General features: G+C 53.3%; 9 protein-coding genes. All 9 read left to right on the top strand.

What is annotated here, in order from left to right; genetic code table 11:
- Positions 1 to 524: 524 nt before the first annotated feature.
- The 9 genes from P8N76_12650 to P8N76_12610 all read left to right on the top strand — a co-directional run bounded on the left by P8N76_12650 (position 525) and on the right by P8N76_12610 (position 15,485).
- A complete protein-coding gene (locus tag P8N76_12650; protein MDG2382512.1) occupies positions 525 to 2,129 on the top strand; it encodes a hypothetical protein in 1,605 nt (534 codons plus the stop codon).
- 551 nt (positions 2,130 to 2,680) lie between these two features.
- A complete protein-coding gene (locus P8N76_12645) occupies positions 2,681 to 6,697 on the top strand; it encodes a GEVED domain-containing protein (protein ID MDG2382511.1) in 4,017 nt (1,338 codons plus the stop codon).
- Positions 6,698 to 7,095: 398 nt separating this feature from the next.
- Positions 7,096 to 8,118: a zinc-binding alcohol dehydrogenase family protein gene (locus P8N76_12640; protein ID MDG2382510.1), complete on the top strand. Its 1,023-nt coding sequence runs from the start codon at positions 7,096 to 7,098 to the stop codon at positions 8,116 to 8,118.
- 13 nt (positions 8,119 to 8,131) lie between these two features.
- On the top strand, positions 8,132 to 8,944 hold the full coding sequence (locus P8N76_12635) for a sugar phosphate isomerase/epimerase (protein ID MDG2382509.1): 813 nt from the start codon (positions 8,132 to 8,134) through the stop codon (positions 8,942 to 8,944).
- A gap of 13 nt (positions 8,945 to 8,957) precedes the next feature.
- Positions 8,958 to 10,241, top strand: a complete 1,284-nt coding sequence (locus P8N76_12630; GenBank protein MDG2382508.1) for a tagaturonate epimerase family protein — start codon at positions 8,958 to 8,960, stop codon at positions 10,239 to 10,241.
- Between the two features lie 17 nt (positions 10,242 to 10,258).
- On the top strand, positions 10,259 to 10,708 hold the full coding sequence (locus tag P8N76_12625) for an RbsD/FucU family protein (GenBank protein ID MDG2382507.1): 450 nt from the start codon (positions 10,259 to 10,261) through the stop codon (positions 10,706 to 10,708).
- A gap of 93 nt (positions 10,709 to 10,801) precedes the next feature.
- Entirely contained in the window at positions 10,802 to 11,740 is a 939-nt protein-coding gene (locus tag P8N76_12620; GenBank protein MDG2382506.1) for an aldo/keto reductase, read from the top strand.
- Positions 11,741 to 11,786: 46 nt separating this feature from the next.
- The gene (locus tag P8N76_12615) at positions 11,787 to 12,626 is read left to right on the top strand and encodes an amidohydrolase family protein (GenBank protein MDG2382505.1); all 840 of its coding nucleotides are present in this window, start codon (positions 11,787 to 11,789) and stop codon (positions 12,624 to 12,626) included.
- A 168-nt stretch (positions 12,627 to 12,794) separates the two neighbouring features.
- Entirely contained in the window at positions 12,795 to 15,485 is a 2,691-nt protein-coding gene (locus P8N76_12610; protein ID MDG2382504.1) for a c-type cytochrome, read from the top strand.
- Position 15,486 lies beyond the last annotated feature (1 nt).

The following is a 15,486-nucleotide window of genomic DNA, read 5'->3' as shown; positions in this document are numbered from 1 at the left end:
CGTAAACATTGTGGGCAAAAACATTTATCGCAATCGAGCTGATTATAATTTGAGGCCTCCATTTTGCAAGAAACACCCTACTTATCTTGCCAGCTCAAAACACCCAGATTGACGATTTTCCGAATTACAACACATTTACGCTTGATTGTCTTGGCCTGCTGGAGGGACGATCCCTCCCCCAGCCCTCTTTGCAAGCGTCGTGCCAAAGAACGTCAGAGATGGAATAATCGTTGTAAACCTCTTCTCAAAAACAGGTTGCGTCGATTGCCCCAAAGGAGGAGGGTGGAGCGAAACGCTCCACCCTGTGTCTTAATTCGCCGTGTAAATTTGAGCAGAATGAACAACGTACGAATCCTGAGACAACTCTACCGCTCATTCCGAAAGTATTCGTTATCCGCATTGTTCCAGACCGATAGTTTCTAGCGAACGAATGGGACAAACCGTTTTTTCCAGTCCACCGGTCTGTTCCCGAACCCAAAAACCGAACGAGCCCTGCTCGCGTCGACTTGCGGAGAAACAGAAGAATGAATCGCCCAATCACAGGCACGTTGACCCTCCTGACGATGCTCGCCGCCGCGCAGCTGGTGTCAGCACAATTGCAGACTCCTTATGGCCCCGTGGCGATGCCCACCATGCCGAATCAACCACCTCGTTTTGCAGGCATGGCCCCGGCTGGTATGCCGGGGGCTCAACAAGCGATGATGGGACAGCCGGGCAGACCGATGATGAATCCGGGAATGTCCGCGATGCCACCCGGAATGATGCAGCCGGCGATGGCTCAACAAGCGATGGCTCAACAAGCGATGATGCAGCAGGCCATGGCTCAACAAGCGATGATGCGGCAGGCCATGGCACCAACTGGCAGGCCCATGCAGCCGCCAATGCCCGGTCCAATGCCCGGTCCAATGCCCGGCCAGAACTTCATGCCCGCCATGCAGCCGGCTGCACCAGGCCAACCGATGATGCGGGGCCCGATTCAACCGGCGATTTACCCGGGACAACCGGCGATCCCAGCCATCCAACGCGCCGCGCATCAAGCCTGCGACAGGGGTTGTGACGGTTGTGACAGTCCCTCCTGTGGCGGCGGTGGACTGCTAGGCGGAAACGGTGGACTGCTAGGCGGAAACTGCCGCAACGGCAATTGTGGCGTCGGACTCGGCAACCTTTTCAGCATGTGCAAAAGCTGCGGCGTAGCCGGTTGCTTTCACGGTTGCGACGGAACAGGCGGCCGCTGTCTGCCGCGTTGGTTCGATGTCCAAGCGGAATGGCTCTACTGGACGCGTGATTTCGACCAATCGCTCGCACTCAGCTCCAGAGGAATTGACGGGCCGATCGTGCTGAACATGAACGAAATTGATTTCTCGGAGGAATCCGGCTATCGCGTCACCTATAGCTGCCTTGTCGGTCCCAGTACGGGCTTGGAATTCAGCTACTTCGGCGGTTTCAACTGGCAGAATTCCGCATCAGTTACGAGCAATTTCGACTTGTTCACACTTTTTAGCGACTTCGGGACTGATCCAGTTAACGGTTTCACAGAAACTCGGGATGGAGACCTTAACTCGATTGCCATTTCTGCGGAAATGAACAACGCAGAAATCAATCTGCGTCGCCGTTTCGTCTCCGCAAGTTGCAATATCCACAGTTCACTCCTACTAGGCGTTCGCTACTTTCGCTTCCGCGACGACTTGGTTTATTACACACAGAACGCTCAGGCGAACATGTCTTATAACCTGAAGGCCGACAACGACCTAATCGGTCTACAGGCAGGTGGTGATTGCTATCTATGCCTCACACCTCGGTTCAAAATCGGTGCCGAAGCAAAAGCGGGTATTTTCGGGACCAACAGCGAACAACGAACGACGGTTACTTCATCGGCTCCGACGCTCAACGAACAAGAAGGCGTCAACGATGCAGCTTTCTTGGGAGACGGCGGCATCGTCGGTCTGTTTCGGATCACACCACGGTTAACGCTTCGGGGTGGGTATCAAGTCTTGTACGTCGATGGCATTGCCACGGCGGCAAACAACTTTAACTCGGCCTCGCCGTTCACCGCACGGCAAGCATTCGTCAACAATGACGGGGACCTATTCGTTCACGGTACCAATTTTGGCTTCGAGTGGACCTGGTAAGCGAGCCAAATGGGGGCTGATGGCCCCAAGTTGATCGAGCAAAAGCCGGCATTTTCACGAATGCCGGCTTTTTTTGTGTTCCAAATTCGACCAGCGTAACGCGTCCGAGAACAGTACCGAAAGTGGAAAAAGGGGCGGCTTGGACATCGAGAGGCAGAAAAGATGCTTCCGCTTTCCCAACTCTTCGTATATTATCCGTCTTGACGGCTCAACGTTGCCAATTAACTCCGAAGCGGTGGGTGTAAAGCAACTTCATCATCCAAGCCTGCTCGTTTAGGTGATTTGCGTGATATCTAACGAATTTGTGGCATGTTGAGATTCTTGTAATTAGACTCGAGACAAGACAAGGCTTATCAGGCCTTCAGGCCAACGGAACATGATGCAAGGAGCGGAACAGTAACGGCCGGGTACTGCCCGAAGCCAGTTCAACCCGCGACGCCCAACTTGAGAGAGTAAGTGACGCAGGTAATGTTCGCGCCTGAAGAGCTCCCCTCCACGCTTCGTGTAACAGGACAAACACGGAACAGCCCAGTGTCGAATACGAGAAACAGATGAAGCAATCTCGGAATAACCGCATATCCCTACGAAGAACCCACTTGGAAGAGCTAGAGCCTCGGCGCGTCTTGGCCGGTCTCGGAGATGACGCACCGCCACTTCCAGAAGGAGCGGCAGGCGAGCTGATTCAACAGTACGCTGGCCTCTTACAGAGCCCGGCTCAGTTCACGCTCTACGGATCAAATATCAACTACAAGGGAAAAGCGCCCCGATCCCTGCGTGGACTAGGAAGCCAAGGATCGAATTTGAAATCAAACTGGGCGGCAGCACGGGTTTATGAATCCGAATCGCTGGACGCCAACTTGCTGGGACTCAATGACATCCCGGAAGATGCCCAGTACATCAATTTGGGATTTGCCGCCGGGCAACAAGAATTTGTACCGGTGAGGGGCAGCATTGAAGAACCCAACCAGCCTGGTTCGGTGTTTTCGGTCGAAGATGATGGCTCCATTCCGAAGGCCAATGCGACCAATTTAACCTCAGAAGAGGCTGTGCTTGCCGCCGGAACGATCGGTGACGGGCCACAAGCCGACGGTGACGTTGATTTCTTTCAACTCGAAGACGTCCTGGAAGGCGACCTGATCACCGTCCGGGTGAAGGGCTCCGCGGGCTTCGATCCGGCAGTTGCCGTCTACAACAGCTTTGGCGAACTGCTGATCAGCAATGACAATTCCGGAGACGGCGTGGACAGTTATTTATCGCTCGTTGCACCGGAGAACGACGATTACTACGTTGCCGTTGTGGGCTCAGGTTTCTTTGGATACAACCTGCCTGCCAATCCCTTCGATTCAACCAGCCTGACCCCTGCCATCTTGGCCACCACGGGCGACTACGAGGCAACAATCGGCCGTAACTATGGTGATATCGATTATTACACTTTCGATCTCGCCGCCGGTGACATCTTCAATTTGGATATGCTCGGTGCCTCAAATGATGTAACGCTGTTCGACTCGAATGGAATTGAATTAATTGGTAGTCGAGGTCCACTCGGACCCGACTTCTTCCCTCTAGGATCAGATCTCACGTCGGATGGAAACGCCACCATCCCGTATGTGATCAACCAAACAGGTAGCTACTACGTCCGTGTTCTTGGTGACTTCACCGGCAATTACGAGGGCCGTTTCCATGTTCATCGTCCGGTGTTGGAAGACGCAGACCCCGGAACCGAGCAGATTCTCTTTCTGGATTTTGACGGCGAGACAATCGACACCAGCATTTTTGGTAGGCCCCGCATCACTACGCTATCTCCTTTGAGTACATTCTTAGGGGACTGGGGTTTAGGTATTCAGAGCGAAAACCGCGTGATCGATTCGATCGTAAAAACGGTCAAGCAGAAGTTCCGAACAGTTGGCCAAGACGGATTGAACGGTGACTATGCCAAATCAGGACAGGCTGGCGAATATGGGATCGAAATCCGCAACAGTCGTGACCACGCAGATCCCTTCGGCCAACCGAATGTGACGCGAATGATCGTTGGCGGAACGATCGAAGAATTGGACATTGAAACGATTGCGATCGCTCAGTCGGTCGACCCCGGTAACTTTGTCACTTCGGAAACGGGCGTCGTGCTTCTGGATAGTTTGAGTGCTCCTGAATTCGATCCAATTACAGGTTTTCGGAATGATCAATCGATCAACTCCTTCCTCTTCAATGAACCGGAGAAAGACAAATACGATCTCATTGGCGCTGGAGTTGGGATTGTAATCGCCCATGAAGCGGGCCATTTGTTCGGTAACTACCATACGGAACCGAGCGTTGAGAGACCCAACATCATGGTCGATACGGGTACTGAATTCTGGGCCGAGATTGGAGTCGGACAAGACGGAATCCTCGGCACTCAGGATGACAACGATGTCGAATTCACAGAGGATCAGTATCGCAAAAATCAGATCTTCACCGGCCTGGAAGACACCCTCAACACGATTGCTTTCGGACTTCCCACAGGTCGAGGCAAACAATCGGCATCCACATCCGGCACGAAGTGGAACGACACAAACGGAAATGGCATGTTGGACTCCGGCGAGTCAACCTTGGCTGATGTCATCATTTATGTGGACCTGAACAACGATGACGACTTCAGCATTGGCGAGCCAGCAGCCATCACCGATCGAAATGGCGAATATGCGATCCGACATGTGCCAACCGGCACCTATGCGGTTCGTGAAATCGTCGAGCCTGGCTGGGTGCAAACCTACCCGGAAAGTGGCGAACATCTGATCACTTTTTCAGGAGCGGGTGAAGTCCGAGGAGCTGACTTTGGAAACAAACGAGGTTCAGGCGACAATTCTGGCATCGACTTCGGCGACGCACCGGCTGCCTTCCCGACAACGCTCGAGGATAACGGAGCACGCCACGGAATTCTGCCCGGATTCGGAATCGGCATGTTGGTCGATGGCGAACTGGATGGTCAGCCTAATTTGCTCGCTCTTGGTGATGACATCAACGATCTGGCTGACGAAGACGGCGTCAACTTTGTAACCGATGTCCTTCCCGGTGCGGAAACACGGGTTAACGTCACCATTTCCAACGGAGAGCATTCCGCTGGTGTGTTGCAGGCCTGGATTGATTTCGACAGCGATGGTGCTTGGACCACGCCAGGCGAACAGATCTTCGTCGACCAGGCCGTCGTTGAAGGTGTCAACAGTTTGCGATTCGACGTCCCGGCGTGGGCCACGCTGGGTGAGTCCTTTGCTCGCTTCCGATACGGCTACGATCGAGGCATTTCCTTTGATGGTGCTTCGGTTGCTGGTGAGGTCGAAGACCATTTTGTTGAGATCGTTCGCGGAGGCCCTGTCGCCAATGATGATGCCTTCTCGCTGCGTCGCAACTCGGAAGATGTCTTCCTCGATGTGCTAAAGAATGATCAATTCCGCCCTGGAACCGACCCGCAAATCGTCGAAGTGACGACTCCGAGCAGCGGCGGTAGCGTTGCAATTACCGGCGATGGACTCGGCCTGATTTACTCAACCCCCTTCGACTTTGACGGGATCGACAGTTTTGGCTACACGATTGAAGACGTGAACGGCCTGAGTGATTCGGCCAACGTGGTGATCGATATCCAACCTGACTTAGCAACCATTCGCTTGGGTATTGCCGACATCAACGACGGTACTCCCATCACCCAAGTCGCGGTCGGAGAACAATTCCTGCTGCAAGCATTTGTGCAAGACCAACGAGACCCCGGGTCGGGCGTCTTCGCCGCCTACACCGACGTTGAGTATCCCGTTGCTGCGGCAAACGCCCAGGGCCAAATCCTCTATGGGAGCGACTATCCGAATGGACAATCTGGCGACGTGTCCGTACCCGGCTTGATGGATGAAGTCGGTGCCTTTGACGGCATCGATCGATTAGGACCGGACGAAGCATTGCTGTTTTCCGTACCGATGCGGGCGGCCACCGAGGGTACATTTGAATTTGTTCCTCACCCTGCAGATGTTTTACCCCAGCACAATGTGCTGCTCTTCGATTCCTCGGACCCGGTGCCTACTCAGCAGATTGAGTATCGAGGCATTGAGGTCGTCATTACGGACGTTGTCTCCAACATCAAGACCAACCCGGACAATCCGAGTGACGTCAACCACGACAACGCTGTTTCACCAATCGATGCACTGTTCGTGATCAATGAACTCAATGACGATTCAATTCCGTCGGCTCGACCGTTTTATCGTGACGATCTATTCTTGGATGTGAACAATGATGGCGTCCTCTCCCCGATCGACGTGCTGCTGATTATCAACGAGCTTAATCAGGCATCAACAACGACCGGCGCCTCGGCGATTGCCGCCGCTGTTCAGGCAAGCGACAATAACCGGCAAACAAAGAGCGAGACAGCGGGCATTTCCAGCATGCCGATTGCAGAGACTGGCACGGTTCGCGTTCAACTCCTGCAGGAAAGTGAATCACTATTCGATACGATCGAGGATGTCGATCCAATCCAGAATGCTTCGAACGAAGAATTGGATTCGGTGTTGGCTCTGATCAGTGATGACGTCCTCAAAAGCAGCCGCGTCTAATAACCCGACGTAACGCGGACCGCTCACCCTCACCGCTTGCACAAACCAAGCGGCCTCATCAGCTGTCGGCAGACGACTGCCTTCTAGCATCCGCATGCAATTCAGAACCCACTGATCATGCAACTCACCGCTTTTACCCGGAGAGGCAAGTACTCCCCAAAAGCCATTCCTCCGACCAGCGGCGAGAACTCATCGAGCTATTTGGAAATCGCTTTTCGGGAATGAAGTCGCTAATCAAAGCCAATTTCGGCCGCCCTGCCCTCCCTTCCTTGATTCCATCTAATTGGAGGCCGGTTGCGATTCCGCAGTTCGCGGACAATAATTCGTGGCTTGCCTAAAAGGCAAACGACCCTCTATTGCTGAATTCCCTCCGATTTCAACGAAGCAACGGGTGAACTATGAAGGCGATCATTCTGGAAGAACCAAAACATTTCGTCCAAAAGGAAATTCCCGCAGCGGGTGAACCAGGCCGAGACGAAGCACTCGTACGTGTTCATCGTGTGGGCGTCTGCGGCACCGACCTGTCGGGATATCTCGGCAAGATGCCGTTTTACAGTTACCCTCGCATCCCGGGACATGAACTGGGTGTTGAAGTCATCAAAGTTGGCCAAGACGTCACCGAAGTCAAAGTCGGCGATCGGTGCTCGGTCGAACCCTACATTAACAACCCTGACAGCTTCGCCAGTCAGCGACAGAGCACCAACTGCTGCAACGACCTGCAGGTTCTCGGTGTCCATGTTGATGGAGGCCTTCGACCCGAATTCATCGTGCCAGCTCGCAAGCTTCACGCCTCCGAGAGCTTGGAATACGAACAGCTGGCGCTCGTCGAAACCCTGGCCATCGGTTGTCACGCGGTCGACCGGGCAGCACCGCGTGAGGGGGAATCATTTTTAGTCATCGGAGCAGGGCCAATTGGTCTTTCGGTGATCGAGTTTGCTCAACTCGCAAAGGTCGAACTCGTCGTGATGGACATGAATGAGCAGCGACTGGCGTTTTGCCGTGAAAAAATGGGAGTCAAGCATACCGTCCAATTCCAGGGTGACGGAACGGAAGTGGACCAACTGCGTGCCATCGGCAACGGCCATTTGCCGACGATTGCTGTCGATGCAACCGGCAACAAGAACTCAATGCAAAATGTATTCAACTACGTCGACCACACTGGCAAGGTCGTCTACGTCGGCATCGTCAATCAAGAGATTTCCTTCCGACATCCGAACTTGCATGCAAAAGAAATCACGTTGTTGATGTCCCGAAATGCCCTGCCCAAAGACTTCAAGCGGATCATTCAACTGATCGAAAATGGCGAGATCGATACGCGACCATGGATCACACACCGCACTTCGTTCGATAACATGATCGAAGTTTTCGAATCGTACACCAAGCCCGAGACAGGCGTCATCAAAGCCATCGTGGAAATCTAAACAAGGGAACATCATGAAATCTTGTGTCACGATTAGTTTGGTCGAAGAAGCTCGCGGTGGTCCCTTCGTGTTTTGGGATGGCCTCGAAGATGGCTGCCAACGAGCCGCCAAGTTAGGATACGATGCCGTCGAGGTATTTCCTCCTTCGGTGGAAGCGATTGACCAAGCCAAGCTAAGGCAACTACTTGGCGAATACGATTTGCAGCTGGCCGCAGTCGGCACGGGAGCCGGCTGGGTCAAACACCGACTCACCCTCACCGACCCCAGCCAAGACAAACGGGCCGAAGCGATTTCGTTTGTCGAATCGATTATCGAACTGGCAGCTTCGTTCCAAGCATCCGCGATTATCGGATCCATGCAAGGGCGTTGGGATGCCGCCACGGATCGCACGACAGCCCTCAGTTATTTGCAACAAGCATTGGAAAAACTGGGAACGAAAGCCGCCGCTCACGAAGTCCCGCTGATCTACGAACCCCTGAATCGTTATGAAACCAACCTCTGCAATACAGTCCAGAGTGGAGTCGAGTTACTCGACGGGATTCAAACCGACAATGTGGTGCTCTTGGCGGATCTGTTTCACATGAATATCGAAGAAGCCGACTTGGCGACTGCCATCAAGTCCGGCGGACATCGGATCGGACACGTGCACTTCGTCGACTCAAATCGCCAACCAGTCGGTGCGGGCCATCTCGACTTTCCGCCCATCATCGCGGCACTGAACGAGATCGGCTACGACGGCTACCTCTCGGCGGAAGCCTTTCCGATACCCGATTCGCAAACAGCGGCAGAGATGACAATCAACGCCTTTAAACAACTCACCGCGTAGCCGGAGATCAGGCATGAACACCCGTCAGGATCCAAAACCCATCACCCTGGGACTTGCGCCCAGCTTCGGCTTTGGCGACCGTATCGGCCTAGCGACACCAGGCCACGTTGCTGCCATGAAACAAGCTGGAGCGGGAATCGAAGCCATTTACCCGCAACAGTCGATCCGAGAGATGACGCGAACTCAGCGGACGGCCAAACAAGTCATGCTGGAAGCGTTAACGGGCATGACTGAATCGGGCTGGACACGAGCTACTGGGGCCGACGCGGATCACCTCAAAACAAACGATGACGTCGATCTTACGTTCGAGGCCGGCTTCACCTTCTTTACGATCGATCCCTCCGACCACGTCGACGCCCAAGCGGATGATTACGATGAAACAACTCTAAGATCAAAATACGAGGCAATCGCCGATCAGATCAGTTGGCCCAACGGATATCTTGGCCGCACCGTCGAACTCGCAACCGGAACGCGAATCGAACTCAATGAAGAAGCTTGCATGCGTGCCGCCGTCAAATATGGTCTCGCTCTCAATCATGCGATTGAACTGGCAGATTATATCAAAACGGTTCACGATCAGGCGGATCGCGATTATGAAATCGAGCTAAGCGTTGACGAAACAGAACAACCCACCACGTTGGCCGAACACTTTATTATCGCTGACCAATGTCTGCAACGAGGCATGAAACTGGTGAGCTTGGCGCCGAGATTCATTGGAGACTTTGAAAAGGGCGTAGATTTCAAAGGCGATGTTGATGCGTTAGAGGCGTCCCTGCGCGATCATGCTGCGATCGCCAGCCTGCTTGGCCCGTACAAATTAAGTCTGCACTCCGGCTCCGATAAACTATCGATGTATGCCGCTTTGGCACGAACAACGCAGGGCAAATTCCACGTCAAAACAGCCGGTACAAGTTACCTAGAAGCCCTGCGTGTGGTCGCAAAACACGAACCCCGTTTATTCCGTGAGCTGATCGACTTTTCACGAGCGAGATTCAACACGGACAAGGCCACCTACCACATTTCTGCGACACTTGATTCCGTCGCATCGCCCGCCAACATTCAAGATGACCGAGAACTCGAAAGACTTTATCTTGAACTCTGGTCAGAGGTTCCCGAAGGCAAAGGATTCACCTTTCCCGGACGCCAAATCCTTCACTGCACCTTTGGCTCTGTCCTGACCCACGAGCAACACGGGCCAGCCGTCCGCAGCGTTCTCGAAAATCACCTCGACACGTACACCGAAGTCTTGGAAGACCACTTCGCTCGCCACCTACGCGCCTTACAGGCCGGTCTGTAATTGCAGGGAGTTGCAAGATGTTAAATCATCAATTAATTCACCCTAAAATCAATGAAGTACTCGGGCGCGCAGGCCATCATGCGCGCATCTTGATCGCGGACGGCAACTACCCCGCCTCCACGACACTCGGTCCCAATGCCGAATTGGTGAGCTTGAATCTATCGCCTGGAATCGTCACCTGCACCCAGGTACTACGAGCAATTCTGAGCGCCATTCCAATTGATATCGCTAATACGATGATGTACGAAACGAGCGGACCCTATGCCTTGAGCGAGGATCCGCCCGTTTGGGCGGAATACAAAGCCGCGATCGCCGAAGCAGGCCTTCGTCTTGAATTAGAACCGATCGAAAAATGGGCATTCTATGATGCCGTTTGCACCAAAGATCTCGTTTTGACTATCCAAACAGCCGACCAACAACGGTTTGCCAACTTGCTACTTGCGGTCGGTGTCCGCATGGATTCCTGAACTTGACGATCAGACTACAAACATCATTGGATCACTGAGTAAAGTCACCGCTACAAAGCCCTCGGCAAAAAGAACGACACGAAGGACTTGACGATGCAATTTCGAAGCCTTGGGAACACGGGAATCGAATTATCGACACTGAGCTTCGGCGCGTCGTCACTTGGCCAGGAATTCCGACAAGTCGATGTGTCGGAAGCCTTACGCTCTGTGCATACGGCTCTCGATCTGGGTATGAACTTTATCGACACGTCACCCTTTTACGGTCGTGGCATGTCCGAGGTTTTACTTGGGCTGGCACTACGTGACATCCCCCGCGACAGTTATTACCTGGGGACAAAGCTCGGCCGATACGATGTGAATCACTTTGATTTTTCCGCTCGTCGAGTCATCGAAAGCGTTGACATTAGCCTCCATCGCATGGGGGTCGAACATTTAGACATCATTCTCTGCCACGATCTTGAATTCGTGGAGATGTCGCAGATCGTCGAAGAAACTTTACCGGCCCTGCGACGCGTCCAACAACAAGGCAAGGTGCGTTTCATCGGCGTTTCGGGATATCCGATGAAAATGTTTCGCTATGTGCTCGATCACGCCGACTTAGATGTAATCCTTTCCTACAACCATTACACGCTTCAAAACACGATGTTGGCGGACTTGGTACCTTTTTTGAAAGAGAAGGGTGTAGGCATCATGAACGCGGCCCCATTTTCAGCTCGTCTTTTGACAAATGCTGCCTTACCACCTTGGCACAAGGCCACCGATCAGGTCCGTCAAATCTGCCAATCAGCAGCACACCACTGTAGATCACAGGGAATCGACATCGCTCAATTGGCGTTACAGTTCTCACTCGCGAATCCGGACATGACAACCTGCGTCACCGGTTCTGCCAACCCGCAAAGAGTGGCTCAGTGGGTCGATTGGGCCAGTCAACCGCTCGACCAACAGCTGTTGGCCGAAGTGCTGGAAATACTGCGCCCTATCCACAATTGGTTCTACATCGAAGGTCGTCCAGAAAACAATGACGAACTCTGACGAACTGGGATCCAGCGTTCGACCTTTCGCTCTGAAGGAAACGTAGATGACAAGAATTGACGCGCATCAACATTTCTGGGAACTCGGTCGATTCGACTACGACTGGCTAAATGACGAAGCACTAACACCCATCCGCCGAAGCTTCCTGCCAAATGATCTAAAACCGTTGATCGACGAAGTTGGCATCGACAAAACGATTTTCGTACAAACCCAACACAACGTTGCAGAAAATCACTGGGTGTTGAACCTGGCTGAGCAAAATGAATTCATCGCCGGAGTCGTCGGCTGGGTTGATTTAGCGAGCGAGCAATGTGAGGAGCAGTTACTGGCGTTTAAGGATCGAAAAAAGTTCGTCGGTATTCGTCATGTCACTCACGACGAGTCCGACGTTGACTTTATCATTCGAGCAGATGTCATCAAGGGGCTGAAAGTCTTGGAACGACATGGAGTCCCCTTCGATCTATTGTTTTTCACCAAACACTTAAAGCACGCCACAACGTTAGCCACCGCTTGCCCCGAACTACCGATGGTGATTGATCACCTCGCAAAGCCAGAAATCAAACATCAGCGATTCGACAACTGGATCGATAATTTCCGAGCAGCCGCTCGTTTCCCGAACGTCTACTGCAAACTGTCTGGAATGGTCACAGAAGCCAACTGGCAATCGTGGACGGCTGAAGATCTGCGGCCGTATGTCGAAACGGCAATCGAATGTTTTGGTCCAGAACGTTGCATGTTCGGATCAGACTGGCCCGTCTGTGAGTTGGCAGCCAGCTATCGACAAGTTCATGAAGCGCTCATATCGACGATCAACTCGCTAACTGAAAGCGAACAGGCGGCCATCTTGGGAAAAACCGCACAACATTTCTATCAACTCACTTCTTAAACACGATGCGAAAAACGGGCCAGGTTTGCTTTGTTGCCTGCCGACAGGCGCGTTACAATCTTAGCCTATTACTGTCCCGCCATCGGAACTCCTCGAGTCGTCTGGCAACCGTTCGTTCCTCAACCGTTTGACGAACGCACTCCAGTAAAGTCTGCCATGAAACACAACATGCTATGCCAAGCAACCGTTTGGTATTTCCTTCCTGCTCTTGTGCTGCTCACTTCCACACGGTTCGCAACTTGCCAGCTGAATCATCCGATCATCCCCGCCTATGAGCGATTTGCCTCCCAACAAAACGGCTTGTCGGCTGGGCGTCTGCTACTCGGTGAACTCAACTGCGTGGCCTGTCACCAATCGTCGACGATTAAGGGAAAACCGGCCCCCAACCTGCAATCGGCTGCTGGTCGTATCGCCCATGAATACCTGCAGCAATTCATCGCGAATCCGAATCGAATTAAACCGGGTACGACGATGCCGAATCTATTTCATCATCAATCGCCAACAAAAACGGCCGCAGAAGTGGAAGCCATCGTGCATTACCTTGGCTCCCTGACCGATGTCCGCCCCACTCAACAAACGGCCAGAATTGGCTCAAAAGCAAGGGGCAAAGCGATTTATGAAACGGTTGGTTGTCTTGCCTGCCATGACGACAAGCAGGCCGACAGCAAGCCGCTGCCCACCTCGGTTCCACAGGGTGACTTGTCGGCAAAGTACAGCCTTTCGAGCCTGGCCAATTTCCTGCGAACCCCGCATGAGGCGCGCCCTGCTGGCCGCATGCCAAGCTTCAACCTGAGCCAACAGCAGGCCGATGACGTGGCAAGCTATCTGCTGCCGGACGTCCCTGAACAGGCAGGGATCGCGTTTTCGGAGTTCCGTGGTCGTTGGAAACGCATCCCAGACTTTAGTCAAATGACACCCACGAGCCAAGGCGGTACGGAAACCTTCAACGCGCGGGCCGCAGGCGGAGGAGATCATTTCGGCCTACGTTTCGAAGCACAGTTGGAGATTCCACGCAGCGGAACTTATCACTTTCACCTCGGCTCGGATGACGGATCCAAACTCTGGGTCGATAAAGATCTACTGATCGACAACGACGGTGAGCACAGCATGAATTGGCTGAGCAAAACCATTGATCTGGATGCGGGTATTCACCAAATCACTTTGGACTACATCGAAATTGGTGGAGGCGAGGAACTTGAACTCGAAATCGAAGGTCCCGGTTTAAAACGAAGGAAAGCTCACGAGCTGGTTCGGAAAGAAATTGGAGTGCTTGACCAAGAAAAACCACTCTTGCCCAATCCGTCTTTGGTCTCAAACGGTCGGCTGTTATTTGAGAAGAAAGGATGCGTTCACTGTCATCCGATTGGAAAATCGCAAACCGCCTCGACCGCGCCCGACCTCTTGGCCCTGAATGCGGAACGAGGCTGCCTGACAGAACAACCGAGCGTCAACGCACCTCTCTTTGCGTTCAGCCCTCAACAACGGAAGTCACTCAATCAAGCAATCCGGAAACGAGTCGGCACCCAAACATTGTCTGCTCCAGAGAAATTGAGTTCCACTCTTCAAACCTTCAATTGCGTCGCATGTCATGAGCGAGATGGCCTTGGCGGTGTCGAACAGGCCCGCAACTCTCACTTTGTGTCTACCCAACCGGAAATGGGTGACGAGGGGCGACTTCCGCCAACGCTCGATCACATTGGTGAGAAATTGAAACCAGACTGGCTAACGACGGTCTTGACCCAAGGGGCCAAAGATCGCCCCTCCATGAAAACTCGCATGCCGCAATTCCAAGCACCCGAAGTGCAAGAATTGGGAAATCTTTTTGCGACGTTAGATCGCGTCGAAGGACTGCCTGAAATTCCACTCACTCGGAAAGAGTCTCGGCAGGCGGGCCGGAAGATGGTTGGCAACAAGGGCTTCTCCTGCATTAAGTGTCATACCTTTGGGAAATACAACGCAACCGGCATCCAAGCGATCAGCATGACCACGATGAACAAACGGCTTCAGGAAGATTGGTTTCGCAGATACGTCCGCAATCCCCAGATTTATCGCCGGGGCACCCGCATGCCTTCCGCGTGGCCAGCCGAGGGCGAGAGCTTACTGCCAGAAATCTTGGGTGGAAACAGCGATCGTCAAATCCAAGCCGTCTGGAACTACCTCGCTGACGGCGACCGAGCGCGTGTCCCATCTGGCTTAGTCACTAACTCGATGGAGCTCGTTCCAACCGACGAAGCGATCATCTACCGCAACTTTATCCAAGGCGCCGGACCGCGTGCGATTGGAGTCGGATTTCCCGAGCAGGTCAGCTTGGCATTCGATGCCCAAGGCTGCCGTCTGGCCCTTATCTGGCAAGGCTCATTCATCGACGCCAAACGCCATTGGACGGGTCGCGGACAAGGCTTTGAACCGCCGGCAGGTGGAAATCTGATCACTTTGGCGGACGGCCCTGAATTTGCCCTCCTCGCCTCGCAAGATGCGACTTGGCCATCCGAGTCCGAACTCACATTTCGCGGCTATCGGCTCAGCGACGAGAACCGCCCCACCTTTTTGTACCAACTGAAGAACCTATCGATCCAAGACACTCCCAACGTCATGGAGGATCAACAATCGGTCGGCCTCGCCCGAACATTCACGATCAAATCCGACGGCTCAACCCCCGGAATCTGGCATCGGGCTGCGGTCGGACAAAAGATCGAAGCGGAAAATGATCATCAGTTCGTGGTCGACGATACTTTACAAATCAAGTTCCCAGCGAGTACCCAGCCGCAAATCCGCAACCGCCAGGGCAAGCAGGAATTGCTCTTGTACATTCCTCTCACTGATCAAGACACTACCTTTACTCAAACATACTCATGGTGAT

The organism is Pirellulaceae bacterium (assembly GCA_029243025.1).
Classification (GTDB): Bacteria; Planctomycetota; Planctomycetia; order Pirellulales; family Pirellulaceae.
Note: the sequence above shows the minus strand (reverse complement) of the source record. Positions and strands in the feature narration are given on the sequence as shown.

Coding starts and splice junctions, on each gene's coding strand:
- P8N76_12650 (MDG2382512.1), top strand. CDS start 525: ATGAATCGCCCAATCACAGGCACGTTGACCCTCCTGACGATGCTCGCC.
- P8N76_12645 (MDG2382511.1), top strand. CDS start 2,681: ATGAAGCAATCTCGGAATAACCGCATATCCCTACGAAGAACCCACTTG.
- P8N76_12640 (MDG2382510.1), top strand. CDS start 7,096: ATGAAGGCGATCATTCTGGAAGAACCAAAACATTTCGTCCAAAAGGAA.
- P8N76_12635 (MDG2382509.1), top strand. CDS start 8,132: ATGAAATCTTGTGTCACGATTAGTTTGGTCGAAGAAGCTCGCGGTGGT.
- P8N76_12630 (MDG2382508.1), top strand. CDS start 8,958: ATGAACACCCGTCAGGATCCAAAACCCATCACCCTGGGACTTGCGCCC.
- P8N76_12625 (MDG2382507.1), top strand. CDS start 10,259: ATGTTAAATCATCAATTAATTCACCCTAAAATCAATGAAGTACTCGGG.
- P8N76_12620 (MDG2382506.1), top strand. CDS start 10,802: ATGCAATTTCGAAGCCTTGGGAACACGGGAATCGAATTATCGACACTG.
- P8N76_12615 (MDG2382505.1), top strand. CDS start 11,787: ATGACAAGAATTGACGCGCATCAACATTTCTGGGAACTCGGTCGATTC.
- P8N76_12610 (MDG2382504.1), top strand. CDS start 12,795: ATGCTATGCCAAGCAACCGTTTGGTATTTCCTTCCTGCTCTTGTGCTG.